General features: G+C 57.7%; 16 protein-coding genes. 12 read left to right on the plus strand and 4 right to left on the minus strand.

What is annotated here, in order from left to right:
- Positions 1-4: 4 nt before the first annotated feature.
- The gene (locus NLM33_RS41980) at positions 5-940 is read left to right on the plus strand and encodes an ABC transporter permease (RefSeq protein ID WP_254104265.1); all 936 of its coding nucleotides are present in this window, start codon (positions 5-7) and stop codon (positions 938-940) included.
- A 266-nt stretch (positions 941-1,206) separates the two neighbouring features.
- Here the strand turns inward: NLM33_RS41980 and NLM33_RS41985 are convergent, their stop codons facing one another.
- Entirely contained in the window at positions 1,207-1,725 is a 519-nt protein-coding gene (locus tag NLM33_RS41985; RefSeq protein WP_371930068.1) for a MarR family winged helix-turn-helix transcriptional regulator, read from the minus strand.
- Between the two features lie 259 nt (positions 1,726-1,984).
- Here NLM33_RS41985 and NLM33_RS41990 point away from each other — a divergent pair, with 259 nt between their 5' ends.
- From NLM33_RS41990 to NLM33_RS42005, 4 genes are read left to right on the plus strand one after another with little or no spacing between them, the layout of a single operon-like run.
- Complete coding sequence (locus tag NLM33_RS41990; RefSeq protein WP_254104267.1) at positions 1,985-2,839, plus strand: xanthine dehydrogenase family protein subunit M; 855 nt, start codon at positions 1,985-1,987, stop codon at positions 2,837-2,839.
- Positions 2,836-5,142, plus strand: coding sequence for a xanthine dehydrogenase family protein molybdopterin-binding subunit (locus NLM33_RS41995; RefSeq protein ID WP_254104268.1), 2,307 nt, complete (start codon positions 2,836-2,838; stop codon positions 5,140-5,142). The genes NLM33_RS41990 and NLM33_RS41995 overlap by 4 nt, the downstream gene beginning before the upstream one ends.
- A complete protein-coding gene (locus NLM33_RS42000; protein WP_254104269.1) occupies positions 5,139-5,615 on the plus strand; it encodes a (2Fe-2S)-binding protein in 477 nt (158 codons plus the stop codon). Before NLM33_RS41995 ends, NLM33_RS42000 begins: the two co-directional genes overlap by 4 nt.
- Positions 5,612-7,897 (plus strand): xanthine dehydrogenase family protein molybdopterin-binding subunit, encoded by a 2,286-nt coding sequence (locus tag NLM33_RS42005; protein ID WP_254104270.1) that lies wholly within the window; start codon positions 5,612-5,614, stop codon positions 7,895-7,897. The genes NLM33_RS42000 and NLM33_RS42005 overlap by 4 nt, the downstream gene beginning before the upstream one ends.
- Here NLM33_RS42005 and NLM33_RS42010 read toward each other — a convergent pair.
- Positions 7,894-8,502 carry a cupin domain-containing protein gene (locus tag NLM33_RS42010; RefSeq protein WP_254104271.1) on the minus strand — a complete coding sequence of 203 codons (609 nt, stop codon included), beginning with the start codon at positions 8,500-8,502 and terminating at the stop codon, positions 7,894-7,896. The two genes, NLM33_RS42005 and NLM33_RS42010, sit on opposite strands and share 4 nt — an antisense overlap.
- A gap of 113 nt (positions 8,503-8,615) precedes the next feature.
- On the opposite strand from NLM33_RS42010, the gene NLM33_RS42015 reads away from it, so the two are divergent.
- The 6 genes from NLM33_RS42015 to NLM33_RS42040 all read left to right on the plus strand — a co-directional run bounded on the left by NLM33_RS42015 (position 8,616) and on the right by NLM33_RS42040 (position 13,478).
- The gene (locus tag NLM33_RS42015) at positions 8,616-8,993 is read left to right on the plus strand and encodes a cupin domain-containing protein (protein ID WP_254104272.1); all 378 of its coding nucleotides are present in this window, start codon (positions 8,616-8,618) and stop codon (positions 8,991-8,993) included.
- An 11-nt stretch (positions 8,994-9,004) separates the two neighbouring features.
- Positions 9,005-9,406, plus strand: coding sequence for a cupin domain-containing protein (locus tag NLM33_RS42020; protein ID WP_254104273.1), 402 nt, complete (start codon positions 9,005-9,007; stop codon positions 9,404-9,406).
- Positions 9,403-10,245, plus strand: a complete 843-nt coding sequence (locus tag NLM33_RS42025) for a carbon-nitrogen hydrolase family protein (protein WP_254104274.1) — start codon at positions 9,403-9,405, stop codon at positions 10,243-10,245. The genes NLM33_RS42020 and NLM33_RS42025 overlap by 4 nt, the downstream gene beginning before the upstream one ends.
- 18 nt (positions 10,246-10,263) lie before the next feature.
- Positions 10,264-10,875: an SRPBCC family protein gene (locus tag NLM33_RS42030; RefSeq protein ID WP_254104275.1), complete on the plus strand. Its 612-nt coding sequence runs from the start codon at positions 10,264-10,266 to the stop codon at positions 10,873-10,875.
- A 30-nt stretch (positions 10,876-10,905) separates the two neighbouring features.
- Positions 10,906-11,796, plus strand: a complete 891-nt coding sequence (locus tag NLM33_RS42035) for a cyclase family protein (protein WP_254104276.1) — start codon at positions 10,906-10,908, stop codon at positions 11,794-11,796.
- Between the two features lie 212 nt (positions 11,797-12,008).
- Complete coding sequence (locus tag NLM33_RS42040) at positions 12,009-13,478, plus strand: uracil-xanthine permease family protein (RefSeq protein WP_254104277.1); 1,470 nt, start codon at positions 12,009-12,011, stop codon at positions 13,476-13,478.
- A gap of 218 nt (positions 13,479-13,696) precedes the next feature.
- On the opposite strand, the gene NLM33_RS42045 is transcribed toward NLM33_RS42040, so the two are convergent.
- Positions 13,697-14,506 (minus strand): SDR family NAD(P)-dependent oxidoreductase, encoded by an 810-nt coding sequence (locus NLM33_RS42045; protein WP_254104278.1) that lies wholly within the window; start codon positions 14,504-14,506, stop codon positions 13,697-13,699.
- Positions 14,507-14,566: 60 nt separating this feature from the next.
- On the minus strand, positions 14,567-15,433 hold the full coding sequence (locus NLM33_RS42050) for an alpha/beta fold hydrolase (RefSeq protein WP_371930176.1): 867 nt from the start codon (positions 15,431-15,433) through the stop codon (positions 14,567-14,569).
- 610 nt (positions 15,434-16,043) lie between these two features.
- Here NLM33_RS42050 and NLM33_RS42055 point away from each other — a divergent pair.
- On the plus strand, positions 16,044-16,643 hold the full coding sequence (locus tag NLM33_RS42055; RefSeq protein ID WP_256570591.1) for a cupin domain-containing protein: 600 nt from the start codon (positions 16,044-16,046) through the stop codon (positions 16,641-16,643).
- The last annotated feature ends 334 nt before the right edge of the window (positions 16,644-16,977 follow it).

Here is a 16,977-nt window from a genome sequence, read left to right on the forward strand (position 1 = left end):
CTGCATGAAAGACTTTTTGGTCACATGGTTAGCCAGCATTCCGGCCCTTGCCTTGCCGTACGCGCTGGCATCGGTCGGACTTATCGTCTCCGAGCGAGCGGGGGTGTTATCGCTGGGCGCCGAAGGACTGATGCTGGTCGGCGCACTCGCAGGAGTCGGTGCATATCTTACGACCGATGGCTCCGCTTTCTTGGCCATCGTGGCGTCCATGGCCGCTGCAGGGATCGTATCGCTTCTTTTTGCCGTGCTGGTGGTCTGGCTGCGCGTCAACCAAGTGATCGCGGGGCTGGCGCTGGTATTCTTCTGCCAAGGTCTGACGAACCTGGTGGGCACACTAGCAGATTGGTCCAATCGCGCGATCCCGGGTATCGCTGAACTGCATTTTGGGTTTCTAAGCGACTTGCCCGTCGTCGGTCCGATCTTTTTTAGACACGATATGCTCATCTACCTCTTGGTGCCCATCTGTTTTGCTGTGCATTACTTTTTGAATTCGACGACCTATGGTCTCAAGCTGAAGTCGGTCGGAGAGAATCCGGATGCGGCCGATGCGGCGGGCATTAACGTATCCAGGGTGCGCTTTTTGGCCGTAGTCGCGGGCGCACTCTTGGTTGGTCTAGCGGGGGGCTATCTCTCCGTGGTCAGCGCCAAAATATGGGTCGCTGGCATGACCAGCGGTCGAGGTTGGATCGCCGTCGCGCTCGTCATTTTCGCTCGCTGGAAGCCAATCCAAGCTCTGGCCGGCGCCATACTGTTCGGTGCCGTGGAGGCACTCATTCCGCAGCTCAACGCTGCAGGCGTCAAGCTACCTCAGTATTACCTGTTGATGACCCCGTATCTCGCAACGTTCGCAGTGATGATTTGGCAAGCCTTTCGTGAGCGATCCGACGCCGACGGACCTGCCTCACTTGGGCAGCCGTACATCAGAGAAGAGCGTACTTAAAGATACGCGCCAACTGCGCCTGCTGAGATCGGCCGCAGCCATGGGCTCGGACCACGCGTCTGCCTGATGTCGAGCCGGCCGACAGCGGCTCTCATGAGCCCACACCACCGGCATCACCTGGCGAACCAGCGCTGCGACGCTCAAGTAGCGCCGATGCTGACCTTGGGCGTCACCGTGAAGTTCCAGCCGCCAGAGAAGAGAAGCCAATGGCGCCGCGAATACCGCGGCGCCATTTTGTTTTCGAACCGTCGCAGCAGACTGAATGACTACCGCAGTCTCTTAAGCAACTCGAGGAGGAGAACTTGTTCATCGGAGGCTAGTGGCGAGAGAGTCCTCTCCGAGACAGCGAGCGCCATGGGCTGGACCCCTGCGACAAGCTGCTTTCCCTCGCGAGTCAGGCTCAGAATCATGCGGCGTGTATCGGCCTGATCTTGCCTTCGATTTACAAGTCGGCGCGATTCCAGTCGGTCGACGACCCCCTTGATGGTGGCGGCATCCATTGACGTCAGTCGCCCGAGCAGATTTTGCGTACAAGCGCCCAATTCGCTCAGTTTCGACAAGGCCGCCCATTGCGGCGGGGTCAACTCTGGACCAATTTCGGCAGAAAAAATTGCTTCGTGGCGCCTCAGGAGTCTTCTCAGCATGAATCCTATCTGCTTATCAAGGACGTAGGCTATCCTGGTTTTCCGGTCTTTCGGAGCTTTCCGTTTGACTAAATGTTTCACCAGCCGACCCGACTTGTCACCGAATGGAGGCGGGGATCGCCTCTCGAAGCCCTGGATCATTTGAGTGACATAAAGCTTATTGAGTAGAATTCAAAAAAGTGCAATGGTCCAAGCGCTGGTTTAGGTAACAAATGAGGGTGCTTAGAATGGCGCAGCAACGGTGGACGATCGTCAGCTCGAACCGCGCTGGTAGCAGTTGCGATCTCATTCCTTTCGGTTGACGGAACCCGTCGGCTGGTCTCGCCTCTTTGGCGAGGCGAGCACGCCGGCAGCTCGACGGAGAGCGCCGGCAAGGCCCAACAAGAGAATTTGCTGATCGATGAAACCCGCATCATTCATTTATCACCGACCGACGAGCCTCGACGAAATACTCGGTTTGCTCGATGAGCATGGCGACGAGGCGAAAGTTCTCGCCGGCGGCCAAAGTCTCGTCGCGGCCATGAACTTCCGCTTGGCGCGTCCGTCGATGTTGATCGATGCAAACAATATTCCGGAACTGTCGGGCATCAGCGTCGACGGAAACCACTTGGTCATCGGCGCGCTGACCCGACATGCGACGTTCCACAAGCCGGTCGTGAACAATCCCGTTGGCGACCTTCTCTCTCGCGTCGTTCAATCCATCGCTCATTACCCCATCCGACAGCGAGGGACCTTTGGTGGTAGCCTCTGCCACGCCGATCCGGCTTCGGAATGGTGTCTCACGTCTATCGTGCTTGACGCGGAAATGCTGATAGAGAGCAAAGCGGGCAAGCGTCGTGTGTCAGCGAAGGAATTTTTCAAGGGGACCTTTACAACTGCCGTAAAGTCTAACGAGCTACTGACGCAAATTCGTTTGCCGCTCGGTAGCCCGGCGTTTCGGGGCGGCTTTTATGAGTTTTCGCGACGAAAAGGTGATTTTGCCCTCGCCATGTCGCTCGTCGCCTTGGAGCTCGACGGTTCTCGTATCAGGTCGGCTCGGATAGGCCTCGGCGGAGTCGCCGACAAGCCAATAAGACTCTCAAGCATCGAAGCGGGTCTGATCGGTCAGCGTGCCGACGCATCGACGTTCGAGGCTGTTGCTGCCGAAGCATCGAATCTCATCACACCCACCAGCGATATTCACGGTACGTCCGAGTACCGCAAGGATCTCATCAAACCCGTTTTGGTACGGGCTTTGACCGAGGCTGCCGCATGAGTTGGATTGGCCGATCCCTTCCGAGACTGGAGGATCCGGCCCTCGTCAAGGGGGCCGGCAACTACGTCGCCGATGTCGCCCGCGGCTCAGCATCCGTTCGCTTCGTCAGAAGTCCGGTAGCAAGCGGAACGATCTTAGGTGTCGAAAAGCCCGACGAAGGACTGGTGTTCACGGCGGCGGATCTTGATGGCGTCAAAGGCATCAAGCCGATCCTACACAGGCCGGATTATGTCGCGATCGAGCAACCGGTCCTTCCTAGGGATCGCGTGGTATTCGCTGGCCAGGCGATCGCCGTTGTCGTTGCAGAAGATCACGCAACGGCGGAGGACCTGGCCGAACAAGTGTTCGTGGATATCGAACCCGGCGATGCAGCGTTGGATGTCGATCTTGCCTTGCAGGAGGGCTCTCCCATTGTGCACGAGCAGGCATCAACCAACGTTCTAGTCGAAGGGAAAATCAGGACGTCCGGTCTCGATGCCGTGTTGGAGCAAGCGGCGGCTACGATCAGGATGGAGATTCGCTCGCGCCGGCAGGCAGCGATGCCCCTCGAAACACGGGGAGGTGTCGCCCAGTACGATCGCGTTACGGGGCGGGTGACGCTGTTCGCCTCGGTTCAAATGCCTCACATGCTGCGAACCGGAATTGCAGATGTTCTAGGAATTCCGGAAGCCGATCTTCGCGTTGTCGCGCCTGACGTTGGTGGCGGCTTTGGACAGAAGATGTCGCTGTTTCCAGAATACATCATCCTAGTATGGTTAGCTCGGCACCTGCAGCGCAACCTCGCATGGATCGAGGATCGCCGTGAAAACCTCATGGCTTCGACCCACAGCAGGGATCAGGCATTCACTGTAACCGGGGCGTTCTCCGCTGACGGCAAATTGCTTGGTGTCGATGCCGACATGCGCAGCAACGTCGGGGCCTTTTCCTGCTATCCGGTAACTTGTGGCGTCGAACCGTTGATGGCGCTTGCCGAGCTGCCCGGGCCCTATGCCGTCAAGGAATACGGAGCACGCTCACGCGGAGTGACTACGAACACTTGCATGATGGCGCCATATCGCGGCGTCTCGCGGCCGACGCTGACCTTCACTATGGAACGAATGATGGATGTGGCCGCAAGGCGCCTCGGTATCGACCCGATCGAAATCCGTCGTCGTAATCTGGTGGATACGTTTCCTCATCGAACCCCAACCGGCCTGATTTACGACGAGGGCTCGTACAAGGCGACGATGGAGAGCGCGGTCAATGCGATCGATTTGCCGGCCTTCCGCGAACGTCAGAAGCGGGAATGGGAGAGAGGCCGCTATTTCGGCTTTGGCATATCTGTGTTCAATGAGCGTACAGGGTATGGCACGCCCGCCTATGCGGCACGTGGCATGGATATTGTGCCCGGCTATGAGATCGTCGACTGCACCATGGACCCATCCGGCAATGTTTCGGTCCGGATCGGCGCCTCACCGCACGGTCAAGGCCTGAAGACTAGCCTGGCGCAACTGGTCGCCGATGAGCTCGGCGTGACGCCGCAGATGGTCAAGGTCATTTCCGGAGACACAGATGCGACGCCATATGGTTGGGGGACATTTGCCAGCCGCTCGATGGTTATCGCGGGCGGCGCGAGCAAGTTGGCCGCGGGCAAGATTGCGTCGAAGCTGAAGGTAATTGCCGCAGCCATCCTGGAATCCGACCCGGACAATATCGATCTTAACGACGGTCTGGCCAAGATCCGCAATAGCAACAGAAGCGTGCCGATCGCCGAGCTTGCGCGCGCGGCCTATCATCAGAGCCACAAGTTTCCGAGTGTCGGCGCCGGTCTTCACGAGAACGCAATATACGACCCCGCCGGAACGTTCTCGAATGCGTCGCATGCCTCGATCGTCGAGGTCGACGTCGAAACAGGTCAGGTGAAGATCGAACGCTTTGTCGTAGCCGAGGACGCCGGGGTCCTGATCAACCCGATGATTGTCGACGGGCAGATCCATGGAGGCGTCGCCCAAGGTATCGCCAATGCGCTCTACGAAGAGATCGTATACGACGACCTCGGAAACTGCCTAACCACGTCGCTCGCAGACTTTCTTCCGCCGACGATGCTCGAAATTCCGACGATTGAAATTCTGCACAGCTATACGATGTCGAATGCGTCGATCACGAAAGCGAAGGGAGTCGGCGAGGGAGGGCTCATCGGAGCGCCAGCGAGCGTCATCAACGCGGTAGTCGACGCGCTGTCGCCCTTCGGCATCGAGATCTTCGAAATGCCGGCCTCGCCACAACGCATCTTGGACCATATCAGAGGGAAACGTACGGCATGACTGATAAGGTCAACATCGCACTCCGCGTCAACGGAAAATCGTACGCCATCGCAGTTGAGCCCCGGCGTAGCTTGGCCGACGCCTTGCGCGAAGACTGCGGCCTGACGGGTACGCATCTCGGCTGCGAACATGGCGTGTGCGGTGCCTGCACTGTGTTGGTCGACGGAAAGCCCGTCCGCGCGTGTCTCATGTTTGCGGTTCAAGTGGGCGAGACCGAGGTTCGTACTGTTGAAGGACTGGCCAAGGGCGAGGTTCTTCATCCTCTGCAGAAGCAGTTTTGGGAGAACCACGGCTTGCAGTGCGGCTTCTGCACGCCTGGCTTCCTAATGCTTGCCGCGGGTGCGCTGGAAGCTGATCCGGACATTTCGGATGATGAGCTGCGGGAGGTGCTATCTTCGAATCTGTGCAGGTGCACAGGTTACCAGAATATCATCAAAGCGGTGAAGTTGGCTGCCGCCGAGATGCGCAAATGAGCGCGATCGGAAAATCGCTGAAGCGGCTCGAAGACAAGCCGCTCCTGCTGGGGCAGGGGCGATTTGCGGCCGACTATCAGTTCGACAGACAATTGATTATGAGGGTCGTCCGCTCGCCCGTTGCGTTCGGCCGAATACTTTCGATCGACGCAGAGGATGCGCGAGCGATGCCGGGTGTCGTGGCGATCTGGACCGCCGCGGATGTCGCGGACATTCCGCTAATTGACTTTCGCATGACGCGCATCAAGGGGCTGGAGCCATACCGGCAGCCGGTTTTGGCGCGCGACTATGTGCGCTATGTAGGAGAGCCCGTCGCGCTCGTCTTCGCCGAAGATGTGTATCAAGCGGAGGACGCTGCGGATCTCGTCTTTTGCGACATAGACGAAGGAGTGGTGCACCTCGACGCAACCGCACCTCCTGTCGAATTCATGCCGGAAACGTTGCCGGGGGTTCTGAGTGAGCCGGCGGTCATTACCAAGGCTTACGGAGAGCTGGATCAGGCCTTTGCGAAGGCAAGTCACGTTGTCGAGCTTGAGGTCGCCGTCGGCCGACATACAGGCGTGCCTATGGAGACACGCGGAGCGTTGGCTGTACATGACCCCAATACTGGGGTGCTGACCATGTACGGCGCTGCCAAGGTCCCTCATTATAACCGCGACGCGATCGGCCGTATGTTGGGCCTTGAAAAGGGGGCGATCGAACTGAGCGAAGGCCATGTTGGGGGTGGTTTCGGCATCCGGGGGGAGCTGTATCCTGAGGACGTGTTGGTCTGCGCTGCCGCGTTGCGGCTCGGCCGGCCGGTGAAATGGATCGAGGATCGACGCGAACATCTGCTCGCCGCCAACCATTCGAGAGATCAAGTCCATCGGCTACGTGCAGCAGTTGACGATAGGGGCTTCGTCCTGGGCCTAGAGGATGAGTTCTTCACGGATCAAGGCGCGTACGTGCGCACTCACGGAGGCACGGTCTCTGACCTCGCTGCGGCGCTTTTGCCCGGCCCTTATCTGATCCCGGCCTATCGCGTGAATGGGCACATTCGCCTGACCAACAAGACGCCGTCTGGCACATATCGCGCGCCTGGCCGGTACGAAAGTACGTTCGCGCGCGAGAGATTGATGGATGTGATCGCGCATCGTTTGGGCCTCGATGCGGTGGAGGTGAGGCGCGTCAACCTCATTCCAGAAGATCGCATGCCGTACGACAGGAAGATCGATGCACTCGGCACTGAAGTCGTATACGACGCCGGAAAGTACCATGATCTTCTGGACAAGACCCTGGCTCATGTCGGTTACGACCAGTTGCGGGCCGAGGCCGCTGATCGCCGCTCCAAGGGTGAGCATGTTGGCATCGGGGTGGCGCTCTTCATTGAGAAGAGCGGCTTGGGACCTCGCGATCTCGTTAGAGCCAGGCTGCTGAAGGACGGGTCGATCGAAATCATAACCGGCGTCGCCTCTATCGGGCAGGGCGTCGAGACGATCGTGGCGCAGATCTGTGCGGAGGTGCTGTCCGTCGAAATCGAGCAAATATGCGTCGTCCACGGGCAGACCTCACGGATCGAGGTCGGATTGGGCGCCTTTGCGTCTCGGGTGACCGTTATGACGGGCTCCGCCGCCCAAATCGCATCGCGAGCGCTGCGCGACAAGATCCTGGCCGCCGCAGCGACACTTTTGCGGAAGGACTCCGCAGAGGATCTCACGCTCGTAGACGGGATGGTCCGGCTTCGGGATTCGAATACGACCCTTCAGCTTAGAGAGATCGCGGACCAAACGCCCGATATCATTGAGGCCGAAGGATGGTTCCATGCTGATCACATGAATTACCCGTACGGCGTCCACGTCGCCAAGGTCCACGTCGATGATCAAACGTGGGGCGTCAAGATCGAGCGATACGTCGTCGGCTATGAGGTCGGCCGCGCGATCAACCCGGTACTGGTGCATGGCCAGATCGCTGGCGCCGCTGTCCAAGGGATTGGCGGGGCGTTGCTGGAAGAGTTCGTCTACGACGAATCGGGCCAACCGCTTGCAACTAGTTTTGCCGACTACCTCATGCCGACGAGCAACGAAACCTGCCAGATCGAGATGTTCCTACGAGAAGATTGCCCGAGCCCTCAGAACCCGCTCGGCGTCCGTGGCGCAGGGGAAGGAGGCCTTACCGCGGTGGGCGCAGCCATCGGCGCTGCTGTTGACGATGCGTTGCAGTCGCCTGGGCTAGTCGATTGTCTTCCGATCGGGCCCAGCAAGTTGCACGCGATGGTGCACCAATATTCGCGAAATCGTGACTAGTCGCCTTTCAGGTTGATCCAAAGCGTCCTGACGCGCTTTGACCCGTTGTTCCAAAACCTGTGAGGTCGCTTCGACTCAAAGGAGATCAAGTCGCCAGCCTTGAGTTGGTAGGTCACGTTTTCGAGCTCGACCGTAAGCTGCCCCTCGAGAACAAAGCCATATTCAAACCCGGCGTGGGCACCGCGCTTGAGTGAGCTCCCCGTGTCGGGCTCATATTCATTCATGGCGAGCGAGATTCCGCGCGCGCGATCTTCGCGCAAGACGCGTCTAACTACGTTTTGGGCGGTCTTTACGAACGGCTGATCAGCCGCGCGAACAACTATACGCTCGTCATCCGCTTGATCGGTGACGATCAACTCGGACATGGTGACATTGAGCGCGTTCGCAATAACGATCAGGGATTGGATGGACGGCGCAGCCCTTCCGCGCTCAACCAAACTTAGCATCGAGGGGCTGAGATCGCTTGCTTCGGCCAAATCCTGGAGCGTCATCTCGCGCTCCTGCCTCAGAGTGCGCAAGCGATTGCCGATCGCGGCGACGACCGCATTCGATGCATCTTCCGCCGTCTCAACCGCGACATCCTTCGTTCGAGCCACTTCAGTCACCTTTTCCGAGTTGCCTGCCCAAAAAATCGTAGCCGCTCTTGCCCAACGAGGATTGTGCTTTTCAATTCTATTGTATAAGTTTGAATACAGTTGAAAAAGGAGCGAAATCCAGCATGGGTGAGGCGATCCAAGTCATCGACGCTAGTCACTCCCAAGAGATACCTATCGTAGAGGGTGTCGGCAACGCCAAAGTCGTGATTTGGCCAGGGATGGGCGCATTCCATCGTACTTTTCAGCTCATTACGCTGGGTGAGCATTCGAAGACAGTGCAGCTCTGCCACCCGAAAAGCGACGCCGCCTACTACGTCGTCACGGGGCAGGGCGTGGTGATCGACATTGGGACTGGTGCGACCCAAGAATTGGGCGAGGGCGGTATGGTGCACATCGATGCCAATGACCGCTATCAATTCGTCGCGAGTTCTTCCGGTATGAAGATCCTCGGCGGTCCATGTCCCGCCGATGAGAGCCTTTACGCTGGCTTGTCGAACTGAGGGGCGGGACCATGGCAATCAGAGTCTTTCACCGGGATCATCCCACACTTCGTCTGTCGTTTATCTCCAAGGATGCGCGGTTCGTGATCTGGCCGGGCACGGGTGCTTGGACGGCAAATCTGAACTATGTCGTGCTCGAGCCGGGTGAGGCGAATGTGCCTCATATTCATACGATCTCCGAAGACACGATATTTATTCTTGAGGGTTCGGGAACCGCGCACGATTATACGAACGACATTCATCTGCCCTTCCACGCGGGATGCGCAGTGCATGTGCCGATCGGCGTCAAACACGCGATAGCGGCCGACCGTGGCGTCGAAGTTGTGAGTGTTGGTGGGCCAGCGCCGGCAGACGTCCCGCTACTTAAGAAGGTTGGCGCGCTGCCCCCGGATTCGGAGCCCCCCAGCCGGTGAAGATCGCGGTCGCTCAGTTCAGGGCTGAAGCCTTCAAACCTCAGGCTAATCGCGAGCGCGCCGTTGGCTACGTTGAGGGTGCTGCCAGGCGCGGAGCGCGACTTGTGGTTCTGCCCGAGCTAGTCGTCTCGGGATATGCCCTAGATGCCGAGCGTCTCGCCGAAGTTGCGGAGGCATTCGAAGGGCCAACGCTCAAGCGATGGACATCGGCGGCATCTGAGCACGGCGTTTTGATCGCGGGTGGATTCTGCGAGAAAAGCAACGGTAAGCTCTATAATTCCGCAATGCTTGTTGGCCCCAGCGGCCCGCTCCTGCATTATCGTAAGCTTCATCTGTTCGACCGAGAGAGGCGTGTCTTCTCACCTGGGGATCTTGGACTTCCTGTCGCGAAAACCGAGATCGGAACTGTCGGGCTCTGTGTCTGCTACGATCTAAGATTTGTTGAGGTCGCGCGGCTCTTATCTCTTCAAGGCGCAGATCTGCTTGCAGTGCCGACGGCATGGGTTGGCGGCTTTGATCGAACAACGCATGACAAAGAGGGCTTTATAACCCAGGCCCGCGGTGCAGTCGTTCAGGCCAATCTGAATCAAGTCTATGTCGCTTGCGCCTCGCAGTCCGGCGTACTCGGCGATCAGCGGTTCTTGGGTAATTCTCTCGTCGTCGATCCTTTCGGGAGAGTGTTGGCAGGTCCGCTGGATGAAGCGTCCGAGCAGCTCATGGTTGTCGAGTACGACCCCGATGCGGCGGCGGCAGCTCGACATCGATCCGAACTGGTGAACCCGCGCGATGACCGCCGGACCGACGTCTATGCCGTGAAGATCGGGGACCGAGTACTCTAAGAATGTTGGATGTAGGCCATGGAAATCAAACAGAATTTCGTCGTTTCGCAACCGCTCGCGGCGGTTTGGAGTTTCTTCCACGACGTCCCCAGCGTGGCAGAGTGTCTTCCAGGTGCGAAGTATCTAGGCACGAAGGATGACGGCACGCTCAGCGGCAAGGTCTCCGCGAAGGTAGGGCCTTTCCAGGCGAGCTTCGAGGGCGAGGCCAAAGTCAAGTACGACGAAGGAGCCAAGAAGGTCGAGTTCGAAGGCAAAGGCGTTGACCGCAAGGGCGCCAGTCGCGGGAAGATGGCGATGAAGTGCGAGCTTCTTCCGGAAGGTGATGCGACGCGGGTCGTTGTGGTCGCCGACGTCCAGCTTTCCGGTGGCATCGCGCAGTTCGGCAGGACTGGCCTGCTGACCGAAATCGCAAATCAACTTGTCGCGGAATTCGTGAACAATGCCGAGGTTGAGCTTGCGAGGCGGAACGCTCCGGCTAATGCCGACGGCGTTCCTCAGGCATCGGCGCCTTCAGACGTCGCCCAGACGATGCCGCGTGGGGCTGGAGCGGTAAAGCCACTCAATACAACCTCCCTGTTTTTCGCTGCCTTGAAGGGATGGTTGGGATCCTTCTTCAAGAAAGCGGCCTAATCGATCAACGAAACTAAAGGAATTTGTACGATGAAGATCGTCGACATGTCTCATCTAATGAACGTACATACCCCCGGTTGGGTCGGGTACGCGGGCAACAAGATGTACTATGCGCAGAATCTGCAGACGATCCACATCGTCGCCCAGCGTATCGACACCGCTTTGCATGTGGGAACGCACATCGACGGTGCAATGCACGGTACCGATGGCATGGGCGATATGGCGTCCTATCCTCTGGATTTTCTGGTCGGTCCGGGAGCAGTGGTCGATGTCTCGAAACATATGGAAGATTGGGCGGTCATCACGCCCGAGATGATCGAAAGTGCACCTGTTGAGGTAAAGGACGGGGACATCCTGATCATCCACACCGGCTGGCACCGTTACTGGGAAGGAAAGCCTCAGCAGGACCTCGTGAAATACTTCTGCATGCATCCCGGTGGAAAGCAGGAACTCCTCGATTGGATGCTCAAGAAGAAGATCAAGTGGTTCGGTATCGATTGCGGCTCCGGCGATCACGCAATGAACACGACAATCCGCCGCATGCGGCCGGACCTGGCCAAGCAGTTCGAAGCTAAGGTCGGCATGACTTGCGACGAATTCTTCGGAAAGAACTCCTATACGCACAAGCGCAGTGGTCGGAAAGTGGTGGAAGATTACTTCCCCTTCCATTCGCAGGCCTTCCAGGAGGGTCTCATCCACGCTGAAAACGTGGGAGGCGACATCGAGCTCATGCTGAATCAACGTGCCGTCATCGGTGCCTTCCCCTGGCGTTACGAGGGGCTGGAAGCCTGCCCCTGCCGCATCGTCTGCTTCCAGGGCATCGAGGAAAACGTCGAAGCCGTTGGCGATGTCGCTAAGGCGATCTTCGGTCCGCGGCAGATCCCTTCAGGAATGATGTCTGGCGGACCGGACGGTCGCTGACGGACTAGACAGTTAGGCGGGGGAGGCGAGGGGCTCTTTTTCGAAGGGGCCCCTCTTTCGTTTTCACTAATGCCTGGCGTGGCCGAGATGTGGCTGATCCAGTCGGAGGTCGCAAAACGATCAGTTTGACCTCAAAATAACCTTGTCAATACTATTAAAGTGATTTTAATATCATCAAAGTTTCACGCAGGGGCTGCGGTTCGACTGTTTCATTGCTTCGCTATCACTCCGAAAAACGGTTCGTTGGCGGCGCGGTGTTCGAAGCGACTGTGCAATACATCGAGGGGGAGGAGTTAATGGAACAAGTACGACACATGAAAGTGGGAAAAGCCCTGGCGAGCGAAGGTGACGCCCACGCTTCCGACCTCATCGAGCTTCGTTACGGCGTAGAAGACAAGCCGCCGTTCATCCCCCTGGTGCTATTCGGCCTCCAGCACGTCTTGATCATGTTCTCCAACGTGATGGTCACACCGCTAGTACTCGGCCAGATGTTGGACCTTTCCCCCGAGATGCGCTCGACACTCTTTTCTGGCGTCATGCTCGGATGCGGCGTAGGGACGGTAATTTCTTCGATTGGGATCTTCTGGGTCGGCGCTCGGCTTCCGCTATTGCTTGGTACCTATACTGTCTACCTCGCGCCAGCCATAGCCATCGGGAAAGTTCAGGGGCTTGGCGCCGTCACCGTAGCGATGATCCTGGGTGGTCTTATGTTGTTGATCATCAGTCCGTTCATCGGAAGGCTTCGGGCGTTGTTTCCCCCAGTCGTTATCGGCATTCTTCTTGTCGTGACCGGCCTCTCGCTCATGAGAATCGCCACCAACGTCGCACTCGGGGCGAATACTCCGTATTTCGGCAAAACCATCACGATCTTCTTTCTGATCGGCAGCGTTGTCCTGATCGGGTTCATCGCAAACTTGCGCCAAAAGGTTGTGAAATCGCTTTCCGTACTTTTTGCCGTAATCGCAATCTATCTTGTTGGCATGGCCATCGGCTTTGGTGATTTCTCGACGATAACCAAAGCCCCTTGGGTCCGGCTCCCGACGCTACTCCCATATGGCTTCGCATGGCCCGACTCCGCCGGATTGACTACGATTCTCGTCGATCACCTCGTCGCCGCCGTCTACACCATGAGCATTACGCTCGCTCTCTGCGCAATGGTCGGTATCGACCAGTCGGGGCTGCGTATCCGGGGCGCCGTCGCTGGTGATGGCCTCGGTTCGGTCTTGGCAGCACTCTTCGGGGGTGTCTCGCTCATCTCTTACGACCAAAACGTCGGCGCAATCTCCCTTACGGGCGTGGCCAGTCGTTTCGTCGTCGCAATGGCTGGCGTCATTCTTATCATGATCGCCTTCTTTCCAAAGCTCGGAGCGGTCGTCGGCATCATTCCAGCATTCATGTTGGGCGGGCCGCTCCTGTTCATGTTCGGAATGATCGTCGTGGTAGGAGTCAAGATCCTCTCTACCATGGCACTCAGCCAGCGAGACGTTCTTCTGATTGCTATCTCGGTCGGCCTGAGTATGATCACCAACTTCGCACCTCCGGCGGTATTCGAAACCATCTCCCCAACTGTTCGAATCCTGGCGACTGACGGCATGGTGATAGGCACCTTAGCGGCTGTCCTGCTGAACCTTATCTTGCCGGCAGGCGCCGCCGATGTTCCGGCGAAAAGTCTCGCTCGATAGAGCTGGCTTTACGACCCGGCAAAGGGCCACTGCGATTGTGCTCCTCGGCACGCGCAGTGGCTGCCAGCGGGAGCCACTGAAAGGATTGGTTTCGGTCACGTGTGGTGCGCTATCCGGCTCTCCAGCGCCTGCCGCGCACGTCAGCCATTGCCTCGAGGTCGGCGCCATAGAGATCGGAGGCCGCTATGCAGTTAGGGGAGCGACACGCGCGCAGTCATTTAACGATCGCGGAGCCGGTCCATAAGGGCTTTTTCCTGTCCCCCGTCAATCTCGATCATCGTGCCGTTGACGTAATGCGTTAAGGGGGAGGCCATCATGGCGACGAGATTGGCAACTTCGATTGGTTCTGCGATCCGACGGAGTGGAATAGAGGACGGTGCGAGCTTGTCGGCTTCTTCATAGGAAATGTTCATATCTCTCGACATGGCTCTTACGAGGCCGTCCCAGCGCTCAGTGCGAACGGGCCCGGGATTGACAGCGACGAATGAAATACCCTGCTTTCCATACTGTCCGGCAAGCGACTTCGTAAGGTTCTGCCCCGCGGCATTAGCCGCGCCCGGTGCAATTTCCCAGTAGGAAGGCTTTACGCCGTCGTTTCCGATTAGATTTACCACCCTGCCGCCGCCTTGCTTCACCATGATTGGCAATGCGTAACGAAGACATCGAACGTAGCCCATGAATTTGAGTTGAAGCGCTTTGCTCCAATCATCTTCGGACAGTGTTTCGATAACACCACCGGGCGCGGAGCCCGCATTGTTGATCATTATATCAATGCGCCCGAGCTCGTTCGCGCTTCTCCGGACGAAGTTCGCGGCATCCGCATCGTTGGTCAAGTCGGCTGGAATCGCGAGGACTTTGCGCCCGGAGTTTTTGCTTAACTCCGCTTGCGCGGCTTCCAGCGGCTCCTTGCGCCTCGCGCAGATGGCCACATCGACGCCTTCCATCGTCAAAACGGCCGCGATCGCGCGACCAATGCCTTCGCTGCCGCCCGTGATGAGGGCCGTTTTACCCTTTAGCTGCAAATCCATCGTTGATGCCCTTCAGTTTACATAGTGATGTGCTTCGTCCCAAAGCAGGCGCTCTTGGTCTTACGAAACTTGTGCTGTGGACCTATGCGAGAGCCACGTACCCATGGAAACGGCGGAAAACAGCTCGAACAAGGCTCTGCTTACGATGTCCGGCTCCTCCAGGGGTATCGTGTGCCCGGAACGCGGAATGACCAGGAGACCCGCCGTCGGGACAACCCTCTTCAGGAAAAGACTGCCGTCAAGGCACGGATGATCCTCGTCGCCCACGATAACCAAGAGCGGAACTTCGAGTCTCTCGAGGGCTTCTTTCATGTCCCAAAGCGTCGGTCGCTTCGCCTGGATATTCCGCATCGTCATTGCAGATCCAATGTCAGAATGCTGCTGGAGCATGCGTTCGAATTCGGCGAAGCCGCGAGGATCCTTGGCCTGGAACGTCAACCGCATCGCGGCACGCGCGTACGCGCCGGCAGCTTTTGTCATCGGTCCGGTCTCGAACAACTGCGCGATTTCCTCGCAAGCAAGCGCGGCATGCTCGCGATCTTCAGGCCTAGATCCCCATCCACATCCTAGCGCCGCGAGCGATAAACATCGTCCCGGATGGCGCAATCCCACATGCAGCGCGGTATATGCTCCCATCGAATGGCCTACGATGTGGGCCCGTTCGATACCCAAGTGGTCCAAGATCGTGACAGCGTCGGAGGTGGCCTTACTTTGGCTATACGCGCCTGGCTCAGGGGGTACGTCCGATGGGGGATATCCACGCGCGGCGAATGCGATGCAGCGATTTGACCGGGAAAGAAACCTCATCTGAGGTTCCCATGCTCGATGATCGCCCGCGAATTCATGCAGGAAGAGTACGGGCGTTCCGCTTCCCACCTCTTCGTAGTGCAGGCGCACCCCGTCGCTAGTCGGAGCGAATGGCATCATTACCTCGCTGAATCGTTGTTCGTCCAGAACCACGTCGTAGTGTCGCGATCCGAGTTCGGCATCTGCGGAACGATACGCGGCCAATCGACCAGATGAAGGTGCGAGCCGGTTGGGACACGATCATCCCAGACTTCCTTCCATTCCGAAACCGGCTTCAGACCGAGGTCGTTGCGGTAGGCTGTCCCATAGCCGACGCAGCTTGCCAACTCTGGTGCGGTCACAGGAATCGAAGAACATCGAAGCAATGTTCTTCAAATTCGGGATGTCCTCGATGCTCAGAGGTATCGCCAGATGCATGCGGTCGGCGAAATCTAGACATGATGAAGTCTCTCCGAGACCGGCTCCATTGCCGACATTCATCAAACTTCAGATTTGAGTATGTTTCAATATCTGTTGAATGCAGCTAATGTGTTCAACCTCCCTCGTTTCGGGCCCGTTTGGCTAATACCACCCGACGCCTGTCCGCGGCAGGGAGAACGTCCCTAACCTGTGCCGCCATCCCTCGTTTTTAATAATATTCAAATTCATGCAATTTTGAAATTGGCATACCAGTAGGTAAGGGCTATTAACTCTTTCGTTCAGACGGATAGCATTGAAGAGGTTTAGTGACGTGGCTCGGGCTAAAGACGTCGAAACAGAGGCCGCTGAGGATAGTTCGAGCGCAGTTGTTGCCGCGATAGGCAATCGCTTGCGTATCCTCAGACAGGAACGTGAAATGACCCTTCAGGCTTTGGCTGAGGCCACCGCCCTGAGCCCATCCATGTTGAGCCTGGTTGAACGCGGCCGTGCCGCCCCGTCTATACAATCATTAATTGTAATAGCAAATGCACTCAATGTTACGATGTCTGATTTGATCGTAACGGAAGAGCCCGGCGAAGAACGGGTCGTCATCCGCACGAGCGACCAGCCGTTCGTGAAAACAGCTCAAGATGCCATTCGGCGCGTTCTCCGCGAGGATCGGTCACGCGGTATTTCGCTCGCGGTCAACGAGTACGAGCCAGAAACAGGAAGCTCTCTGAAGCGCGGAGCTCACAGCGGCTTCGAATACGGTTTCGTGCTGGAGGGCACGCTCACAGTTGAGCTCGAAAACGTAACTTACCAACTGAAGGCAGGCGACCTTATTTCGTTCGAATCGAGGCGCCCCCACAGATTTTGGAACAACGGATCGAAGCGCGTTCGCACGCTTTGGATCAACCTCAAGGGCGACTAGCTTCGTTTAGTAATTTTGGCGAACCGTGCCACACAAGCCGACGCGAACCTGCGGCGCAGAAGGTCGAGACCGCTGATGTCGACGAGGAGATCGGCAAGATCTGCGGCCCGGAGCTCGTGGTGCCCCTCACCAATGGGCGCTATGCTTTGAACGCCGCAAACGCACGCTAGGGCTGGCTCTACGAAGGGTCTTCGCTGAAAAAGAATCTGATCAATCTCAACAGCCTAACAGGCGTGAGAAGGAGATCAACCGCAGATTGCGTGCCTACGTGCCTACTGGTTTGCGTGCACCGCGAAAATAACTGCCAGGAGGTCGCCGAGTCCCCAACTGATCC

Source organism: Bradyrhizobium sp. CCGUVB1N3 (genome assembly GCF_024199925.1).
Lineage (GTDB): Bacteria > Pseudomonadota > Alphaproteobacteria > Rhizobiales > Xanthobacteraceae > Bradyrhizobium.